This window comes from Pseudomonas sp. D3-27, from assembly GCF_051132165.1.
In the GTDB taxonomy this organism is placed as follows: domain Bacteria; phylum Pseudomonadota; class Gammaproteobacteria; order Pseudomonadales; family Pseudomonadaceae; genus Aquipseudomonas.
The window spans coordinates 3,524,242-3,541,028 of record NZ_CP071667.1 but is presented as its reverse complement, the minus strand read 5'-3'; the positions used below and the strand labels follow the sequence as shown (position 1 = coordinate 3,541,028).

Here is a 16,787-nt window from a genome sequence, read left to right as displayed (position 1 = left end):
TGTTCCCAACCCCTCAATACAACGGCTTCAGATGAATCTCAGGCCACGCGTGATAAGCCTAGACGCCCACCCTGGACCAGAACTCTTCCGCGGATTGGCTAAGTGGCGCCGTCGGGCGGGTCAGGTGAATTTCCAGAGGGATATCCCAACTCTCGTCCAATGCCCTGACTAAGCGCCCGTCCAGTATCTCCTGCTCGGTGAGGCTTTTGGGTAGCCATGCGACTCCTTTGCTTTCCAGTGCCATCGACATCAGCACCGCCGCGAGGTGGCTGCTGAAGAGGGGCTTGAGGTGGAGGTAGTCTTCCTTGCCCTGCAATCGATGAGCAACGATGCGCCCCAATCCTGATTCATGGGTGTAGGCGAGGTAGGGCAGTGCCGCTGGGGTGGTGCCAAAGTTGGCAGAAGCACTCGCCAGGGGAACCAGGACGTCTTCGCCAACTTTCTTACCCGTGAACTGGTCAGGCGCCAGCAACGGGGGAACGTCGGGATGGCGATGACAGAGCAGAAACTGAACCTGTCCGTGTATCAGCATTTGCTCACAGACGGCCATGCTACCTGAATGCAACTGCACGGCCTCGATGGGGGCGCCGTGTTCTGCGCCGCGAAGCCATCTTGGGAAAAAGGTAAACGACAGGGAATGGGTTGCAGCGAACTGCAGTGATCTGGCGGCCATTCCCGCCACCTCCTGAGCCTCGTTGCGCATTCGGTACAAGCGCCGCGCGGCTTCCTGGGCGCTCGGCAATATTTGCCTACCCGCTTCGGTCAGCGTCGCGCCATGGGGCGTGCGGATGAACAGCTGTACGCCCATCCAATTTTCCAACGAGCGCACTCTGCGACTGAACGCTGGCTGAGTGACGTGCCGCGCTTCAGCCGCCCGAACAAAGCTCCCATATTCCGCGAGTGCTGAAAGGTCTTCGAGCCAAACGAGTTCCAAGGGCCATGCCTCCTGTGCATAGGGTGCGGCATTAATAGCATTGGGCGGGAAAGATCGCAAAGCCTAACGTGGGGCTACAAACAACAAGAGGAACCCCTCATGCGCATCGTCGATATTCGTGAAAAAACCGTTTCCATTGCGTCCCCAATCGCCAACGCCTACATCGACTTCTCCAAAATGACCTGCTCGGTCGTCGCTGTGGTCACGGATGTGATTCGCGATGGCAAACCCGTGATCGGATACGGTTTCAACTCCAATGGCCGCTACGGCCAGGGTGCCCTGATGCGTGATCGTTTCCTGGCGCGTGTCACCGAAGCTGAGCCCGACTCCCTTGTCGATCATGAAAACGACAACCTGGATCCGTTCGCGATCTGGAAGACCCTGATGACTAACGAGAAGCCAGGCGGACACGGAGAGCGCTCCGTCGCAGTTGGCACCATCGACATGGCCGTATGGGATGCCGTCGCCAAGATTGAAGGCAAACCGCTCTATCGTCTGCTGGCTGACCGCTACCGCAATGGCGTGGCGGATGACAAGGTCTGGGTCTATGCAGCGGGTGGCTACTACTACCCTGGCAAGGATCAGACAAAGCTCAAGGCGGAAATGCAGAGCTATCTGGATCGTGGCTACGATGTGGTCAAGATGAAGATCGGTGCGGTGCCACTGGACGAAGACATCCGTCGCATCGAAGCGGTACTTGAAGTGGTGGGGGACGGTCGTCGATTGGCGGTCGACGCCAATGGTCGCTTCGATCTTCAGACGGGTATCGCTTACGCGGAAGCCATCAAAAAGTACAACCTCTTCTGGTACGAAGAGGTCGGTGATCCGCTTGACTACGCATTGCAGGCTGAGCTGGCCAACCACTATGAATTGCCCATGGCCACCGGTGAAAACCTGTTCTCCCACCAGGATGCTCGCAACTTGTTGCGCCACGGTGGCATGCGGCCCGATCGCGACTTCCTCCAATTCGACTGCGCACTGTCTTATGGCCTCGTGGAATACCTGCGCACCCTTGAAGTCATGGAAGAGCTGGGCTGGTCTTCCCGTCGCGTGGTGCCCCATGGCGGTCACCAGATGTCCCTGAACATCGCAGCCGGCCTGCACCTGGGCGGTAACGAATCATACCCAGACGTGTTCCAGCCATTCGGTGGGTTCGCCGATGGGATCAAGGTGGAAAACGGCTACGTCGGTCTGCCGGATATTCCGGGTGTGGGATTCGAAGCCAAGTCTGCCTTGTATGCAGTCATGCGTGAGCTGGGCGAAGGCTGATCACCCTCAAGCTGCGGCCTGCGAGAGCAGGCCGCAGAACCAGGCGCCACCCACCGGCGCCAGCCCACAGCCCATCACAAAAATAAAATGAGGTGCTTCCGTGGAAAATTCCAAGTCCCGCTGGTATAGCCAGCTGTACGTGCAAGTGCTGATCGGTATCGTGATCGGCGCAGCAATCGGTTACTTCGTTCCTGATATCGGAGCCAAGCTCCAACCCTTTGCCGATGGCTTCATCAAACTGATAAAGATGCTATTGGCACCCATTATTTTCGGCACTGTCGTGGTCGGCATAGCGAAGATGGGCAACATCAAGGAAGTCGGTCGGATCGGTGTGAAGGCATTGATCTACTTCGAAATCCTGTCCACCATTGCTCTGGTTGTCGGTCTTATCGTCGTCAACATCGTGAAGCCTGGCGTGGGTATGAACATCAATGCCAGCGCGCTTGATGCAAGTGCTATTGGCAAATACAGCCAAGTTGCGAATGAACAGGGCGGCACCGTTGAGTTCTTCCTCAATATCATCCCGCAGACTTTCATTGGTGCGTTCTCCAATGGCGTCATGCTTCAGGTCATCCTGCTTTCGGTATTGATGGGAGTTGCCCTGGTTCAAATGGGCGAAACCAGCAAGCCGTTGATCAATACCATTGACCTGTTCTTGCAAGGCCTCTTCAAAATAGTTGCGATGGTCATGCGCTTGGCGCCGATTGGTGCTGGGGCCGGTATGGCATTCACTATCGGCAAATACGGAATTGGGACCTTGTTCTCACTCGGACAACTGCTTGTCGCGCTCTATGTCACGACGTTGATATTCATCGTGGTCGTGCTGGGTACGGTGGCGAGATGGTCGGGCATGCCGCTGCTGCAATTTCTGCGTTATTTCAAGGATGAAATCCTCATCACGCTGGGCACCTGTTCAACCGAGGCTGTGTTGCCGCGAATGATGGTGAAGCTTGAAAAGCTTGGCTGCAAAAAATCAGTAGTGGGGATGGTGCTGCCTACGGGGTATACCTTCAACGCTGACGGCACTTGTATCTATCTCACCATGGCCGCCATTTTTATTGCCCAAGCCACCAATACGCCGCTGACTTTCGTCGACCAAATGATCCTGCTTGGTGTGTTCCTGCTGACGTCCAAAGGCTCGGCTGGCGTGGCGGGCGCTGGGTTTGTGACATTGGCGGCAACGCTCACGACCATCCACTCCATCCCGTTGGTAGGCCTCGTTTTGCTCTTGGGGATTGACCGGTTCCTGAACGAAGCGCGGGCTGTGACCAACCTCATTGGCAACGGCATCGGCACCATCGCCATTGCCAAGTGGGACAACTCTTTCGACGTCGAGGCCTGCGAGCGTGAAATCGCCGCAATGAAGCAAGACAAGGCTGCGAGAAAGGCATTGTTGGCGCAAAAATAATCGATAAGGCCTCCGGTCATTCCGCTTCAGCGGCATGACCGGCTCTGGCCTCCAGGCTTCGTTCCAATGAGGCCATCCACGTCATTTGCCCCCCGTCACATCAAGAAATGTCCCGGTCACAAACGACGCCTCCGCGCTGGCCAGCCATAGAATGGCCCGCGCCACTTCCTCCGGCTGACCGCCACGCCCCATGGGGATGGAATCCTTGACCCGATCGACCCGTCCCGGCTCGCCGCCGCTGGCATGCATTTCGGTGTAGATATGCCCGGGGCGGATGCAGTTGACGCGTATGCCTTCTCGGGCCACCTCTTTGGCGAACCCGATGGTGAACGTCTCCAATGCTCCCTTTGATGCCGCATAGTCGACGTATTCATTGGGGCTGCCGAGGCGCGCCGATGCCGAGGAGATATTGATCACGACTCCGCCGGGGCCGTTGTGCCGGTGGGACATGCGTTTCACTGCCTGCTGGGCGCAGAGAATCGGGCCGATGGAATTGACTGCGAAGATGCGCTGCATGCGTTCGAAGCCGAGGTCCTCCAGGCGTGACTGAGCCGACAGTACCCCAGCGTTATTGACCAGGACGTCGATGCGTCCGAACGAGCGGTCGATGGCTGCGAATAGATCGGCGACCTGCTTGGGGTCCGAGCTGTCGGCGCGCATGGCCAGCGCGCGCCGTCCCAATGCCTCCACGTCCGCCACCACGGTCAGTGCCGCGGTCTCGTTGGCGATATAGCTGATGGCGACGTCGTAGCCTTGTGCGGCGGCCAGCCGCGCGGTGGCGGCACCCACGCCGCGGCTTCCACCGGTTATCAGGATCAAGGGCGCCTGCGGGATGTCAGCCATTGGGAATATTCTCCTGGGCAGTTGATGGGTCAGCCGATGATGAAGGTGCCGCTGGCGATCACGGTGCACGCCAAGACCCGGCGGGCGGTGAGCGTCTCGCCAAGAAACAGGTAGCCAATCAATACCGCGAACAACACGCTGGTCTCGCGCAATGCCGATACCGCGCCCAGAGGCGCTTCGTTCATGGCGTAGATGACAATTGCATAGGCGATCAGCGAGACCAGCCCGCCGACCGACGCGGCGAGTATCCCGGGCCGGACGGAGAATAAGCTGCGGGCGTCGCGCAGGCCGATGTACACGAGAGGCATCAGCACACCCCACGCGGCGCACATCCACACCGTGTAGGCGAGCGGCGCGCCGGAAAGCCTGGCGCCCATGCCGTCGACGACGCTATAGGCCGCGATGAAGCAACCCGTTCCCAGCGCATAGGGCAGGCTGGGAACCGACAGGCTGCGTCCACGGAAGGCCAGGGAAATGATGCCGCCGGACACCAGGCCGATACCGAGCAGCTCACCGGGGGTAATGTTTTCTCCGGCAAAGATCGCCGCCCCCAGGGTGATCAACGCCGGTGACGATCCGCGGGAAATCGGATAGATCTGCCCCAAGTCGCCGACCCGGTAGCTGCGCACCAGAAACAGGTTGTAGCCCACGTGCAGCAACGCCGAAAGCAACCCATAGCCCCAGCTGGCCGGCGCCGGTGGCACCATGAATATCGCGGCGATGGCACAGACGATGGCGATGACGATACACATGACCGTCATTGACCAGAGTCGATCGGCGCCGCCACGCAGCAAGGCATTCCAGCTGGCATGCAGGAGCGCGGCGAACAGGACCAGCAGGACGATATGGGTAGGCATGGTCGCCATTCTAGGCAGCGCGACGGCCGGGCGACAGAGAAGTCTCCTCATTGGTTCATGAGCAAAATCTCATGTATCAGTCGTAGACGTGTTGAACCTTCAACGCCTCGCTGGCCAGCCATTGGCGGAAGCTGACGATGTGCGGTTGCGATTCGATGCCCTTGGGACAGACAAAATAATAGGCAAGCGGTGACGCAAACGGCACATCGAACAGCCGCACCAGGCGGCCGTCGCTGATTTCGGTTTCAACGTGGCCGCTACGCACCAAGGCAACACCTTGGCCGAGCAACGCGGCCTCCACTGTCATGTTGGTGTCGCCGAACCTGACGCTCTCCTTGAGCGGCGACAATTCCAACCCAACCTTCTGAAACCAGTCCTCCCATTTTGGTACCAGCTCGGCGCCGTCACGGGTCAGCAGCGGGTAATGCAGCAGTTCGGCGGGGCTGTGTGGCATGCCCAAGCGCTGCAGCAGATCGGGGCTCGCCACTGGAAACACCTGCTCGCCGAACAGGAATTCCGAATACAGGCCGGGATAGTTGCCTTTGCCAAGCCGGATCGCAACATCGGCTTGGGCGTTGGAGAAATGGATGATCTTATCGGTGGTGTCCAGCGCGACCAACAGTTCCGGATAATGGCGGGAAAGCCCCGGCAAGCGCGGCAGCAGCCATTTCAGCGCGAAGGAATACGTGGTGCTGACTTCGAGCCTGACCCTGCCTTTCTGCTCGCGCAGATCGCCCAGGGTCGCTTCCAGGCTCATGAAAAATTCCCGCACGATGGGCGCCAGCGTAGCCCCCGCTGCCGTGAGGGTCAGTGACTTGCCACGCTCGAACAACTGCAACCCCCAAAGCGCCTCCAGGTGCTTGAGCTGGTGACTGACTGCGCTCTGCGTCACGTGCAGCTCCTGCGCGGCCGCGGTGAACGTGGGGTGTCGGGTGGCGACTTCAAAGGCACGCAATGTGGCGGTCGGCGGCAGGTCTCTCATGTATAGGTATCCCGGCAATTCGGCGCAAAAGCAAATCATGAACGTTAGCTCATGATAGAGCCAGGGCCTGGAGTCGGGGGCGCTTTCTACGCGATGGTCCGATGGGTAGGCAATGATTGCGGTTCAGGTATTCAGCTATGAATGGGCAAGCTCACCCCAAAAGCCACAAAAAAGCCACCGCAGACTTTGTTGAACCGGCGCCCGGTTCGAGCCAGCCAAGGCCTGACCCGGTGAGCTGCGCTGGCGACAAAGTATTCAACGATGAATTCGACCACGGCGTAAGTCAGCGCAATAGTGAGTGTCTGCGCAATGATATTGCGGTGCGGATCAAGGAAGGGCGGGATGAACGCGGTGAACAGCAGCAGCGCCTTGGGATTGGAGATGGCCGATACCAAGCCTTGGCGGAACAGCGACCACCGTCGAAAGCCTTCGTTACTCGTCGCGTCGAGACTGACGGGCGGGGATCGCCACAGACCGAAGCCCAACCAGATCAGGTAGAGCCCGCCAACGATCTTCAGTGCCGTGAACCAAGTGGCGGATGCCTGGATCAGCGCACCCAGCCCCAATGCGCAAAGCGAAAGCACGACTGAAAAGCCGAGTACGCCGCCTGCGATAGTGAACAACGTCTTGCGGGTTCCATGAATTGCCCCATGGGTAAGCGCCAACAACGCATTGGGGCCTGGCGCTACCGCAATGCCGCAGCAGGTGAGCAGATAGAGCAACCAAGTCTCAAATGGCATGATCCAGTCCAGGTGTGGTGATCCCGAGCACATCCTGCGGGTGAACAGCGATCATGGAAAGCGCTTAATCCACTTCACCGCCATTTGGCTAACCGATAGAGGGAACCGCGGCGGCGCAGCGGTGACCTTGGAACCGTCAGGCCTTGTACCGCTCAGCCACCGCCGATTGCTTGATCTGCCCCAGCAACCCTTGGCGCGCGGCCTGCAACGCATCCCAGCGAGCGCCGTCCTGCAGTGGCGGAATGGTCACCGGTTCGCGACGATCGAAGCCGATCAGCGCCGCGTCGACCAGATCGTCCACTTCCATGATTTCACTCAGCGTATTGACGTCGATGCCCGCGCGTTCCCAGATTTCGGTCCGGGTAGCCGCCGGCAGGACGGCTTGGACGTAGACGCCCTTGGGGTTGAGTTCGAGGCTGAGCCCCTGGGAGAGGAACAACACGAATGCCTTGGTCGCGCCATATACCGACATGCCGAATTCCGGCGCCAAGCCGACCACCGAGCCAATATTGATGATCGCGCCGTCGCCGGCCTTTGCCAGGCGTGGAGCGACGGCGCTGGCGAGCCGTACCAACGCGGTGGTGTTGAGCGAAACCAGGTGCGCGACGCTGTCGGTGGTCTGTTCGATAAAACTGCCGGATTGGGCCGCGCCCGCGTTGTTGATCAGGATGCCGATACGGTCGTCATCTCGCAGGCGCGCTTCGACCCGGTTCAAGTCAGCGGATTGGGTGAGGTCGGCCTGGAGCACATCGACGGTAATATGGTGTTCGTTGCGCAGCTCGGTTGCCAATGCTTCCAGCCGGGCGTTGTCACGGGCCACCAGCACGAGATCGTGGCCGCGTTGGGCAAAGCGCTTGGCATAGACAGCGCCGATACCGGTGGAAGCGCCAGTGATGAGGACGGTTTTGCGAGTGGTCATGGTGTCGGTCTCTTCAGGGATTAAGACGTGGGATCTACGGCGGGGTTTTTCGCCGCCGTTGGCGGTCCACATCGAGCTTAGGGGGGGCGTGTGGGTTGGTTGTTAGGATGATGACCGAAATCTAAGATGTCAATGAATTTGATTATGGTCGGCATCTATGTATGATGCGAGGCATGATTCGAGCGGTACGAGGTGATGAAAAATGAGAGTGACTAAGGCTCAGGCACAGGCAAACCGGCAACATATCGTCGAGACGGCGTCTGTTCTGTTTCGTGAACGTGGCTTTGACGGCATCGGTGTGGCGGACCTGATGGCCGCCGCCGGCTTCACTCACGGTGGTTTCTACAAGCATTTCGGTTCGAAAGCCGACCTGATGGCGGAAGCCGCCGCAGACAGTCTTTCGCGCTCATTGACCAGCGCAAGCAAACTGGATGTCGCGGGTTTTTTCGCCATGTATGTCTCGCGCGAGCACCGCGATGCGCGGGGCAACGGCTGCACGATGGCGGCATTGTGCGGCGACGCGGCGCGTCAGGACGATGAGGTGAAAACCACGTTTGCCACTGGATTGGAGGGCACCCTGGCTGCACTGGAGGAAAAGCTCGGGGCGACAGAAGAAGGGGGCCGGGCAGCGATGATCAACCTGTTCGCCCAGGCCGTCGGCGCAGTCATGCTGTCGCGGGCCTGTCCGGATGATGCTCCGTTGGCGGATGAGATACTGCAAGTCTGCCGTGATCGGATCCTGGCGTTATTGCCCGCGTCCGAACCCGTGTAAAGCCAGCGGTAGCGCAATGCGCTACCGCTGGCCGGATCAGAAAATGAACTTGAACAAGGCTATGACCACGATCAGGCCGATCAGGAAAATGATCCCAACGGTACCACCAAGAAATTTCAACATAGGAACGCTCTCATCGGATGGGCTTAGTTTTCTAGACCCTTGGCGAGCGCGCGCGGTTCGTTAAATTTTCGCAATGAATCGATGCTATGAGGGGCAGGGCTGTCAGTGCACCGCGAGGGACCTCGGGATGGAAACGTGTTCGAATTTCGAAACGGTCTTGATCCAGTAGCGCCGGTATTCGGTCTTGTCCGGTGCCAGTGGTTTATGGCTTGACCAAGGGTGTTCCGCCTTCAGACTGGCTCGATAAGCTTCCCATTCCTTCTGCTCGGCCACTTCCCGGGCCTTGGTTCGGTCATCGAACCAACCCAGGACGTACGCATCGCTCTGGTCCGTACCGCTCGCTATCAGCAGATATATGTCTGTCATTACCGGTTCCCGCCGCCATCCAGCTACCCAGTCGCTGGGCTCTTGTCATGGGTATCGGCCGCAGGCCCGGTTTTTTAAGCAGATTGATAAAAAACGGGTCGAGGCGCCACCGATCAAACATCCTTCGTTTGGGCCAGATGTGTCATCAGCCGTTCGCGAAAACGCCTGACACTTTGCCGCTCAGACGTCCGGCCCAACGGGCCCAGGAGGCAGAGCTTGGCATCAGTGCGTAAGAGGGTTGGGGTGGGACGGACCAGGTTGCTCGTCTGCAAGTGATCGCCGAGCAACCGCGACCGGGCCAGGGCGACACTTTGGGCGACCCATGACTTGCGCTCATTGGTCCTTTCGCGACCTCGGGGAGAGGAGGGAACGGCTCGTCAATCAAATGTACTTAGGTGTACATTTAGCGGTCATCCGAGTACATTCGCGTTACGTATGTTCAATAAGGTGGATGCAAGATGCCCCAGGTGGGAAAGACGCGTGGCAAGGCCCAGGACGCAGGTTGGCGAGGGTCGCCCGAAGGGTGGCTGGAAGCGGCCTATGAGGCTTTGAAGGAGTCCGGCATCGATGCGGTCCGGGTCATGCCGTTGGCCAAACGCCTAGGTTTGTCACGCACCAGCTTCTATTGGTTTTTCGAGGATCGCGAACAGTTGCTGGCGGCCTTGCTGTCGCGCTGGCGCGAAACCAACACCGGGGGTTTGATCCGGCAAAGCGAAAGCTACGCCGAGAGCATCTCCGAGGCGATCCTGAATGTTTTTGAATGTTGGCTCAATCCGCGATTGTTCGATTCTCAGTTTGAATTTGCGGTGCGCAGTTGGGCGCTCCAGTCCGCAGACGTCGCGCAACAGGTCGCCATTGTCGACGAGCAACGTATGGGCGCCCTGGCAAGCATGTTCAAGCGCTTCGGCTACGACAGCCAGGGGGCCGACGCACGGGCTCGGACGATTTATCTGACGCAGATCGGCTACATCACCATGAACACCAGCGAGCTGATCACCGTGCGCTTCCAGCGCATCCCGCATTACGTGAGCATTTTCACCGGCAAGGTGCCCAAGCAGCGTGAGCTGGATCGGTTTTATGGCAAATTCGGTTATGCCGAAAAAGAGTCAGGGGTGTTCGTGCCGCTGATGGAAACCTTTGAAGAAACGGCTGAAAAATGAATGAAGTGACGCTGGGAATCGTCGGCGGAACGGGGTGGTTGGGCGCGGCGATTGCCAAGGCCGTGTTGGCGAAGGCCTGGTTGCCGGCGGGTAATCTGATTATTTCCAATCGCTCAGGTGCCCATCCATTGGCGAAGCAAGGCGTTTGCCTGGTCACCGATAACCAGGCACTGGCGGATCGCAGCGACGTCATCATCATCGCAGTAAGACCCGAGCAATTCGCCAGCCTGACCCTCGACGCATCGGGCAAGACGGTGATCTCATTGATGGCCGGGATCACGGCGCAGGCAATCGCCGCACGGACCTTGGCCTCAAGAGTCGTGCGGGCGATGCCCAACGCGGCGGTGGAAATCGGGCAGTCCTTTACGCCTTGGTATTGCGCTGGCGCGGTGGAACCGATGACGAAGACCCTCATTCAGCAGTTGTTCGAATGCGTGGGCACTGCTGCAGAGGTCCAGCAGGAAGACTTTATCGATTACCTCTCTGCGCTTTCGGGCACCGGCCCGGCCTTTCCTGCCTTGTTGATGACAGCGTTGGCGAATCAGGCGATGGCAGCCGGTATCCCCGGCGAGATTGCGCAGCTTGCCGCAAGCAATGTCGTGATCAACAGCAGCCAGTTGCTGGCCACCCGCGACGCCCAGCAAATGATCGATACTCTGGTTGCCTACCGCGGCGTGACAGCCGCCGCCTTGCAATCGATGACCCAGGGGCATTTCGAGGCGCAGGTGGGAAGGGCATTGCAAGCGGGCGCCGCCGTGGCGCGCAAAGGGCTTCAAGCCTGACCCCAAGAGTCCCGCGTCCGCAAAACCCTTATGGGAGCGAGCTTGCTCGCGATGACGGCAGCCGGTCCTACATCCCTGTGACTGAGGCACCGCTATCGGGAGCAAGCCCGCTCCCACTTCAGTTTTCAGCAATTGAAAAGATCATGTTGGGCACGACTTCAGATGTCCTTGACCAGCCGCAGCGCATCATAGATGGCCGCGTGGGTATTACGCGCCGACACCGCGTCGCCGATCCGGAACAACTGGAAGCGGCCCTCGGGGTTGGTCACGATGTTCTGGGGGTTCCCTGCGATCAGGTTGTGCTGTTCGACCGCGCCGTTGTTGCTCGAATATGGGCGCAGTTCGAAGTACAGATCGTCCAGCGGCAGGGTGCCATGGTTGACCACCACCTGATCGACCACGCGCTGCTTGTGCACCTGGCCGTAATCGCTACCGAAGTGGGCAACCAGCTGCCCGTCGCGTTGCTCCACCGAGTCGACCCGATACGTGACCGTGAACGTGACGTTCAGGTCTTGCAGGCTGCGCATGTACGGCACCAGGTTCATCGCCATCACCTCCGGCGAAAACGACCGGTCCGGCGTGACGATCTCCAGTTTCGCGCCGCTGTTGGCGATGACCTCGGCGGCCTGGAGCGCCGCGTGGTCGCCGGCGTCATCGAAGATCAGCACGTTCTGGCCAGGCTTGACATCGCCGCAGATGATGTCCCAGGTCGACACCACCAGCTCATTGCCTAGCTTGAGCACCTCGGTATGGGGCAAGCCGCCTGTGGCAACGATCACCACATCCGGTTCTTCGGCCAGGACCGTCTCGGCTTCGGCCCAGGTGTTGAAGTGGAACCTTACGCCCAGCCGTTCGCACTGCGTCATGCGCCAATCGATGATGCTGATCATCTCGCGCCGCCGTTCGCTTTGCGCGGTCAAGCGGATCTGCCCCCCGGGCTGATCCGCCACTTCGAACACCGTGACGTCATGGCCGCGTTCGCCGGCCACCCGTGCTGCTTCCAGGCCCGCCGGGCCGGTGCCAATCACCACCACCTTGCGCTTGACCGATGCCTTGGGAATCTCATGGGGCATGGTGGTTTCGCGGCCGGTGGCGGCGTTGTGGATGCAGTACGCCGCGCCGCCCTGATAGATACGGTCCAGGCAGTAGTTGGCGCCAACGCAAGGACGGATCTCTTCTTCACGTTTTTCGATGATCTTGCGCACGATGTGCGGGTCGGTCATGTGGGCGCGGGTCATGCCGATCATGTCCACCTTGCCAGAGGCGATGGCGTGTCGCGCCGTGGCGACGTCCGGAATCTTGGCCGCATGGAACGTCGGGAAACCGGTTGCCGAGCGGATCTCCCCGGCAAAATCCAGGTGCGGCGAGTTGCGCATGCCCTGGATCGGTATCACGTCGGTGAGGCCCGCATCGGTATCGATATGACCGCGCACGACGTTTAGGAAATCCACCAGGCCGCTGTCCTTGAGCATGTGGGAAATCTGGATGCCGTCGCTGAAACCAAAACCGCCGGGAAGATCCTCGTCGCCGGTGTAGCGCACACCAAGGAGGAAGTCCTCGCCGCAACGCTGGCGGATACCGCGCAACACATCGAAGGTAAAGCGCATTCGGTTTTCCAGGGAACCGCCGTAGGGCCCATCAAGCTCATTGGTCAGTGGCGACCAAAATTGATCCATGAGGTGCCCGTAGGCCTGCAACTCCAGGCCATCAAGTCCCGCGGCTTTCATGCGCTCGGCGGCATCGACGTAATCCTTGATGATGCGGTCGATGTCCCAGTCTTCCAGCTTTTTCGGAAACGCCCGGTGGGACGCTTCGCGGCGATGGGACGGCGAGACAACCGGCAGCCAGTCGGCCTTGTCCCAGCGCGTGCGGCGTCCCAGGTGGGTGAGCTGGATCATCACCGCCGCGCCGTGTTCGTGGCACTCATCGGTCAGGTCTTTCATCCATTTGACCACTTCGTCCTTGTACGCCAGCACGTTGTTGAATACCGGCGGGCTATCCCGAGAAACGGCAGCGGAGCCGGCAGTCATGGTCAGCGCCACGCCGGCCTTCGCCCGCTCGACATGATAGGCACGGTACAGATCCTTCGGCATGCCATCGACGGGATACGCGGGCTCATGCGAGGTGGTCATGATCCGATTCTTGAGCGTCAGATGCTTGATTTTGTAGGGCTGCAGCAAAGGATCGCTGGACATGGTGTTGCTCCGGGAACAGAACATCAGGCTGGGTTTTGACATAACGGTATGTTGAATGTTCAGGTGTGTCAACGAGTAAGACACGGGTGTACATTTTTCTTGCGTGGCAGGAAAACCAGGATTACCATCCAGTCGAAACAGGGGGATTCGGCACGTGCGGCCGCTCGCCTGCATCAGCGTGGTGGCGCGATGGGTGCCTCCCACGCAGCGGTGGATTCAGGGTTTGCCCCCAACGGTCTGGAGGCTGGGCGGATTACCTGCTGAGGGGGATTTGTTCGAGGCTTTGCCGGCACGCGAGAAAGCGCTGTGAATGAGCCGGTCATTGCGGTTGGAAACGCCAAAGGGCGGAGGAGGGCCGAAAACACAAGTCCCTGTATTTTGATAACTAGAACTCACCGGATGGCCGCTTGCGGTCGTGATGGAAAATGAATGCTTCTGCTGCCCTGCCAATAACTATTAATACAGTCTGCGGAGATGCACATGATGACGTTATCCAGTAAAAATTTTATCGGCTGGTTTGCAGGCCTTGCATTTGCCTGCGGCAGTCTGATCGCTCAGGCCGATGAACCCGCGCCCATCCGCATCGGCTGGGTGAACTGGTCGGATACGGAGATCGCGGTGAAACTGGCGAACACCGCGTTGCAGGATCACCTCAAGCAACCGGTCAAGTTGGTGCTGGCCGATATCGGCATCCAGTTCCAGGCCCTGGCCAACGGCAATATCGACCTGATCCCGATGGTCTGGCTGCCCAGCACCCACAAGTCGTTCTATGACAAGTACAAGGACAGGCTCGAAGACCTCGGCGTGCTGTACGAAGGCCGGATCGGCATGGCGGTGCCCACCTCCATTCCAACCAGCGAGATCGCCAGCGTCGAAGACCTCAACAAGCCTGAAGTGCGGGAGAAACTCGGCGGCAAGATCCTCACTTCGGAAGTGGGCAATGGTCAGTACAAGCTGACGGAAAAAGCCATCGAGCAATACAAGCTCGACGGCTACAAGATGGTCGCTTCTTCAGAGTCCGGGATGCTGAGTGAATTGGATCGCAACCTCAAGCGTGACAAATGGTCACTGGTCAACGCCTGGAGCCCGCACTGGATGTTCGCCAAATGGCCGCTGCGCTACCTGGATGATCCGAAGCAGATTTTCGGTGGCGCTGAGCAGATCCACGCCTTCGCACGCAAAGGTTTCAGCGCGGAGCACCCTGATGTGGCCCGATTCTTCGCCAACTTCAAGATTCCGAAAGCGGACCTTGAGAAGTTGATGGCGGACGCCCGTGACAGCTCGGCGGACAAGGTGGTGGCAGAGTATTACGCAGCCAACAAACCGCGTTTCGAAGCGATGTTTGGCAGCCAGACGGCGTCCGCGACACCAGCCCAGTGATGGCCGTTGCTGTCCGATAGCTGTTGCAGTCCGGTGCCCTTGGTCGAGAGCCAAGGGCGCTGCTGGATGAGTCCTTGTTCTATTCAGAGGCTGAGCGATGACGGTCACGACATGGGATATCAAACTTGATGAAGAACCGCCCGTCAGGTTGAAGTCGGCCTCGACCGAGGCTGGTGCGCGCGGTGCATGATCATGACGCCCCGCGACCGCGCTTAGGTATCGTCCTTTGCCTTCTGTCCATGCTGATCTTTGCAGCTCAGGATGGGGTCACCAAAGTGCTGGTCAAGGAGCTCCCGATCGCACAATTGGTGATGGTGCGTTATTGGGTGTTCCTGGCTTTTGCTGTCGGTTATAGCGCCTATCAGGGCAGCCTATGGACCGCGTGCCGAAGCCGCCATCCCTACCAGCAGATCATTCGTGCGCTCATTGGCGTGGGTGAGAGCGCCTTGTTCGGATTGGGGCTGCGCTATCTGGGACTCGCTGAAATGCATGCCCTGTACGCGGTATTCCCCTTGATGACACTGGCGTTGGCGGGGGCGTTTCTAGGGGAGTTCATTGGCGTGCGTCGATGGGTTGCCGCCGCCATTGGCTTCACGGGGACGCTGGTTATCCTTCGTCCCGGCTCCAGTGTTTTCGAACTGGCGGCGCTGATTCCGCTGTTGTCTGCCTTGGGTTTTGCGATTTTCAGCGTGCTGACCCGACGAATCAGCCGGGGAGACTCGTTCGCCACGAACATGCTTCACATGGGTTTTTTCGGCGCGATAGCGATTACCTTGTTGGGTCTACCAGGTTGGGTAGCACCGAACCCGGCGCAATGGGGCCTGATAGCGGTGCTCTCCATGACCGGTGTGGTGGCCCAGCTGTTATTGCTTCAGGCGCTGAAGGTTGCAACGGCAGCCACACTTCAACCGTTCAATTATTCTCTTCTGGTGTTCGCTACGCTGATTGGCCTATTGGTATTCGGCGAGCTGCCCGACACATGGACAGTCGTAGGGGCCTTTCTGGTAATTGCCGGCGGGATGTATGCGATCAAGGCAAAAGGGTAGTGATTCCATCAAACCCATAATCCTGTGGGAGCGAGCCTGCTCGCGAAGAGGTCGGCACGTTCAGCTCCTTCGCTGATTGTGACGACGCTTTCGCGAGCAGGCTTCCCACATTTGATCTTCAGTGGACTTAAGCCCAGTTTAGAACTTGAAGCGTCCCACCAAGCCCTTGAGCTGTCCGGAGATATCCGTCAAACGCCCCGAACCGGTTTGTGCGGTGTGAGCAAACTCTTCAACCAGCTGCGCATCGGAGTGGATCTGCGCGATGTGCCGGTTGATGTCTTCGGCCACTTGGTGCTGTTGTTCCGCAGCGGTGGCGATCTGCGTGTTCTGGTCGCGGATCGAGTCCACCGAGGTGCGGATCTTGTCGAAACTGTCGCGGGCCTGCTGGATGCGCTCGACGCTGGTTTGCGACACGTGCAGGCTGTTCTGCATCTGTTGCGTCACTTCCTGGGTGCGCCGGGCGAGGTTGCCGAGCAAGCTGTCGATCTCGCCGGTGGAGTCAGCGGTGCGCCGCGCCAGGGCGCGTACTTCGTCGGCCACCACGGCAAAGCCGCGGCCTTGGTCGCCGGCGCGTGCGGCTTCAATCGCCGCGTTGAGGGCCAGCAGGTTGGTCTGTTCGGCGATCGAGCGAATGGTGTCCAGGATCGTGTTGATGTTCTTGCTGTCCTGTTCCAGCGCCTGCATGGTCTGGGTCGACTGCTGCAATTCTTCACTGAGCCTCAACACGCTGCCCGTGGCTTCGCCGATGTGGTGCTGGCCGTCGTGTACATCCCGATAACCGGTGTCCGCGCTGACGGCGGCCTGGCTGCACGAGCGGGCCACTTCGTTGGCGGTGGCGACCATTTCGTTGAACGCGGTGCTCACCAGCTCCACGGCCTGGCGCTGGCGCCCGGCGGCTTCGTTCATGTTCTGTGCGACGTCGCGGGTGTCCGCGGCTGCGGTTTGCAGGTCGGAGGAGGCGCTGCCGATGCGTTGAACCAGTTGCGCAATCATGCCCAGGAACTGGTTGAA

Annotated in this window: 16 protein-coding genes; 7 read left to right on the top strand and 9 right to left on the bottom strand. The window is 59.4% G+C overall.

What is annotated here, in order from left to right; all coding sequences use genetic code 11:
• Positions 1-58: 58 nt before the first annotated feature.
• Positions 59-934 (bottom strand): LysR family transcriptional regulator, encoded by an 876-nt coding sequence (locus J3P92_RS15895; RefSeq protein ID WP_434648193.1) that lies wholly within the window; start codon positions 932-934, stop codon positions 59-61.
• Positions 935-1,033: 99 nt separating this feature from the next.
• On the opposite strand from J3P92_RS15895, the gene J3P92_RS15890 reads away from it, so the two are divergent.
• Both J3P92_RS15890 and dctA read left to right on the top strand, forming a co-directional pair.
• Positions 1,034-2,203, top strand: a complete 1,170-nt coding sequence (locus tag J3P92_RS15890; RefSeq protein WP_434648191.1) for a mandelate racemase/muconate lactonizing enzyme family protein — start codon at positions 1,034-1,036, stop codon at positions 2,201-2,203.
• 100 nt (positions 2,204-2,303) lie between these two features.
• Positions 2,304-3,611 (top strand): C4-dicarboxylate transporter DctA, encoded by a 1,308-nt coding sequence (gene dctA, locus J3P92_RS15885; protein WP_434559639.1) that lies wholly within the window; start codon positions 2,304-2,306, stop codon positions 3,609-3,611.
• 81 nt (positions 3,612-3,692) lie between these two features.
• On the opposite strand, the gene J3P92_RS15880 is transcribed toward dctA, so the two are convergent.
• From J3P92_RS15880 to J3P92_RS15860, 5 genes are all read right to left on the bottom strand, one after another.
• On the bottom strand, positions 3,693-4,454 hold the full coding sequence (locus J3P92_RS15880; RefSeq protein ID WP_434606608.1) for an SDR family oxidoreductase: 762 nt from the start codon (positions 4,452-4,454) through the stop codon (positions 3,693-3,695).
• A gap of 29 nt (positions 4,455-4,483) precedes the next feature.
• Positions 4,484-5,311 carry an EamA family transporter gene (locus J3P92_RS15875; RefSeq protein WP_420765843.1) on the bottom strand — a complete coding sequence of 276 codons (828 nt, stop codon included), beginning with the start codon at positions 5,309-5,311 and terminating at the stop codon, positions 4,484-4,486.
• 76 nt (positions 5,312-5,387) lie between these two features.
• Positions 5,388-6,293, bottom strand: coding sequence for a transcriptional regulator GcvA (gene gcvA, locus J3P92_RS15870; RefSeq protein WP_420765844.1), 906 nt, complete (start codon positions 6,291-6,293; stop codon positions 5,388-5,390).
• Between the two features lie 131 nt (positions 6,294-6,424).
• Positions 6,425-7,033, bottom strand: a complete 609-nt coding sequence (locus J3P92_RS15865; protein WP_420765845.1) for a LysE family translocator — start codon at positions 7,031-7,033, stop codon at positions 6,425-6,427.
• A 136-nt stretch (positions 7,034-7,169) separates the two neighbouring features.
• On the bottom strand, positions 7,170-7,952 hold the full coding sequence (locus J3P92_RS15860) for an SDR family NAD(P)-dependent oxidoreductase (protein WP_434606603.1): 783 nt from the start codon (positions 7,950-7,952) through the stop codon (positions 7,170-7,172).
• 202 nt (positions 7,953-8,154) lie between these two features.
• Between J3P92_RS15860 and J3P92_RS15855 the strand changes: the two genes are divergently transcribed.
• A complete protein-coding gene (locus J3P92_RS15855; RefSeq protein WP_434606601.1) occupies positions 8,155-8,724 on the top strand; it encodes a TetR family transcriptional regulator in 570 nt (189 codons plus the stop codon).
• A gap of 225 nt (positions 8,725-8,949) precedes the next feature.
• Here J3P92_RS15855 and J3P92_RS15850 read toward each other — a convergent pair whose 3' ends face one another.
• A complete protein-coding gene (locus tag J3P92_RS15850) occupies positions 8,950-9,213 on the bottom strand; it encodes a hypothetical protein (protein WP_420765848.1) in 264 nt (87 codons plus the stop codon).
• A 458-nt stretch (positions 9,214-9,671) separates the two neighbouring features.
• On the opposite strand from J3P92_RS15850, the gene J3P92_RS15845 reads away from it, so the two are divergent.
• Positions 9,672-10,373 carry a TetR/AcrR family transcriptional regulator gene (locus J3P92_RS15845; protein ID WP_434648188.1) on the top strand — a complete coding sequence of 234 codons (702 nt, stop codon included), beginning with the start codon at positions 9,672-9,674 and terminating at the stop codon, positions 10,371-10,373.
• On the top strand, positions 10,370-11,155 hold the full coding sequence (locus tag J3P92_RS15840; protein WP_434648185.1) for a pyrroline-5-carboxylate reductase family protein: 786 nt from the start codon (positions 10,370-10,372) through the stop codon (positions 11,153-11,155). The genes J3P92_RS15845 and J3P92_RS15840 overlap by 4 nt, the downstream gene beginning before the upstream one ends.
• Positions 11,156-11,313: 158 nt before the next feature.
• On the opposite strand, the gene J3P92_RS15835 is transcribed toward J3P92_RS15840, so the two are convergent.
• Entirely contained in the window at positions 11,314-13,350 is a 2,037-nt protein-coding gene (locus tag J3P92_RS15835) for an FAD-dependent oxidoreductase (RefSeq protein ID WP_434606592.1), read from the bottom strand.
• 480 nt (positions 13,351-13,830) lie between these two features.
• Between J3P92_RS15835 and J3P92_RS15830 the strand changes: the two genes are divergently transcribed.
• Together J3P92_RS15830 and J3P92_RS15825 are read left to right on the top strand one after the other, a co-directional pair.
• Positions 13,831-14,730, top strand: coding sequence for a glycine betaine ABC transporter substrate-binding protein (locus tag J3P92_RS15830; protein ID WP_434606590.1), 900 nt, complete (start codon positions 13,831-13,833; stop codon positions 14,728-14,730).
• 239 nt (positions 14,731-14,969) lie between these two features.
• Positions 14,970-15,776 carry a DMT family transporter gene (locus J3P92_RS15825; protein WP_434648183.1) on the top strand — a complete coding sequence of 269 codons (807 nt, stop codon included), beginning with the start codon at positions 14,970-14,972 and terminating at the stop codon, positions 15,774-15,776.
• Between the two features lie 138 nt (positions 15,777-15,914).
• Here J3P92_RS15825 and J3P92_RS15820 read toward each other — a convergent pair whose 3' ends face one another.
• A complete protein-coding gene (locus tag J3P92_RS15820; RefSeq protein ID WP_434564126.1) occupies positions 15,915-16,619 on the bottom strand; it encodes a methyl-accepting chemotaxis protein in 705 nt (234 codons plus the stop codon).
• Positions 16,620-16,787: the final 168 nt, after the last annotated feature.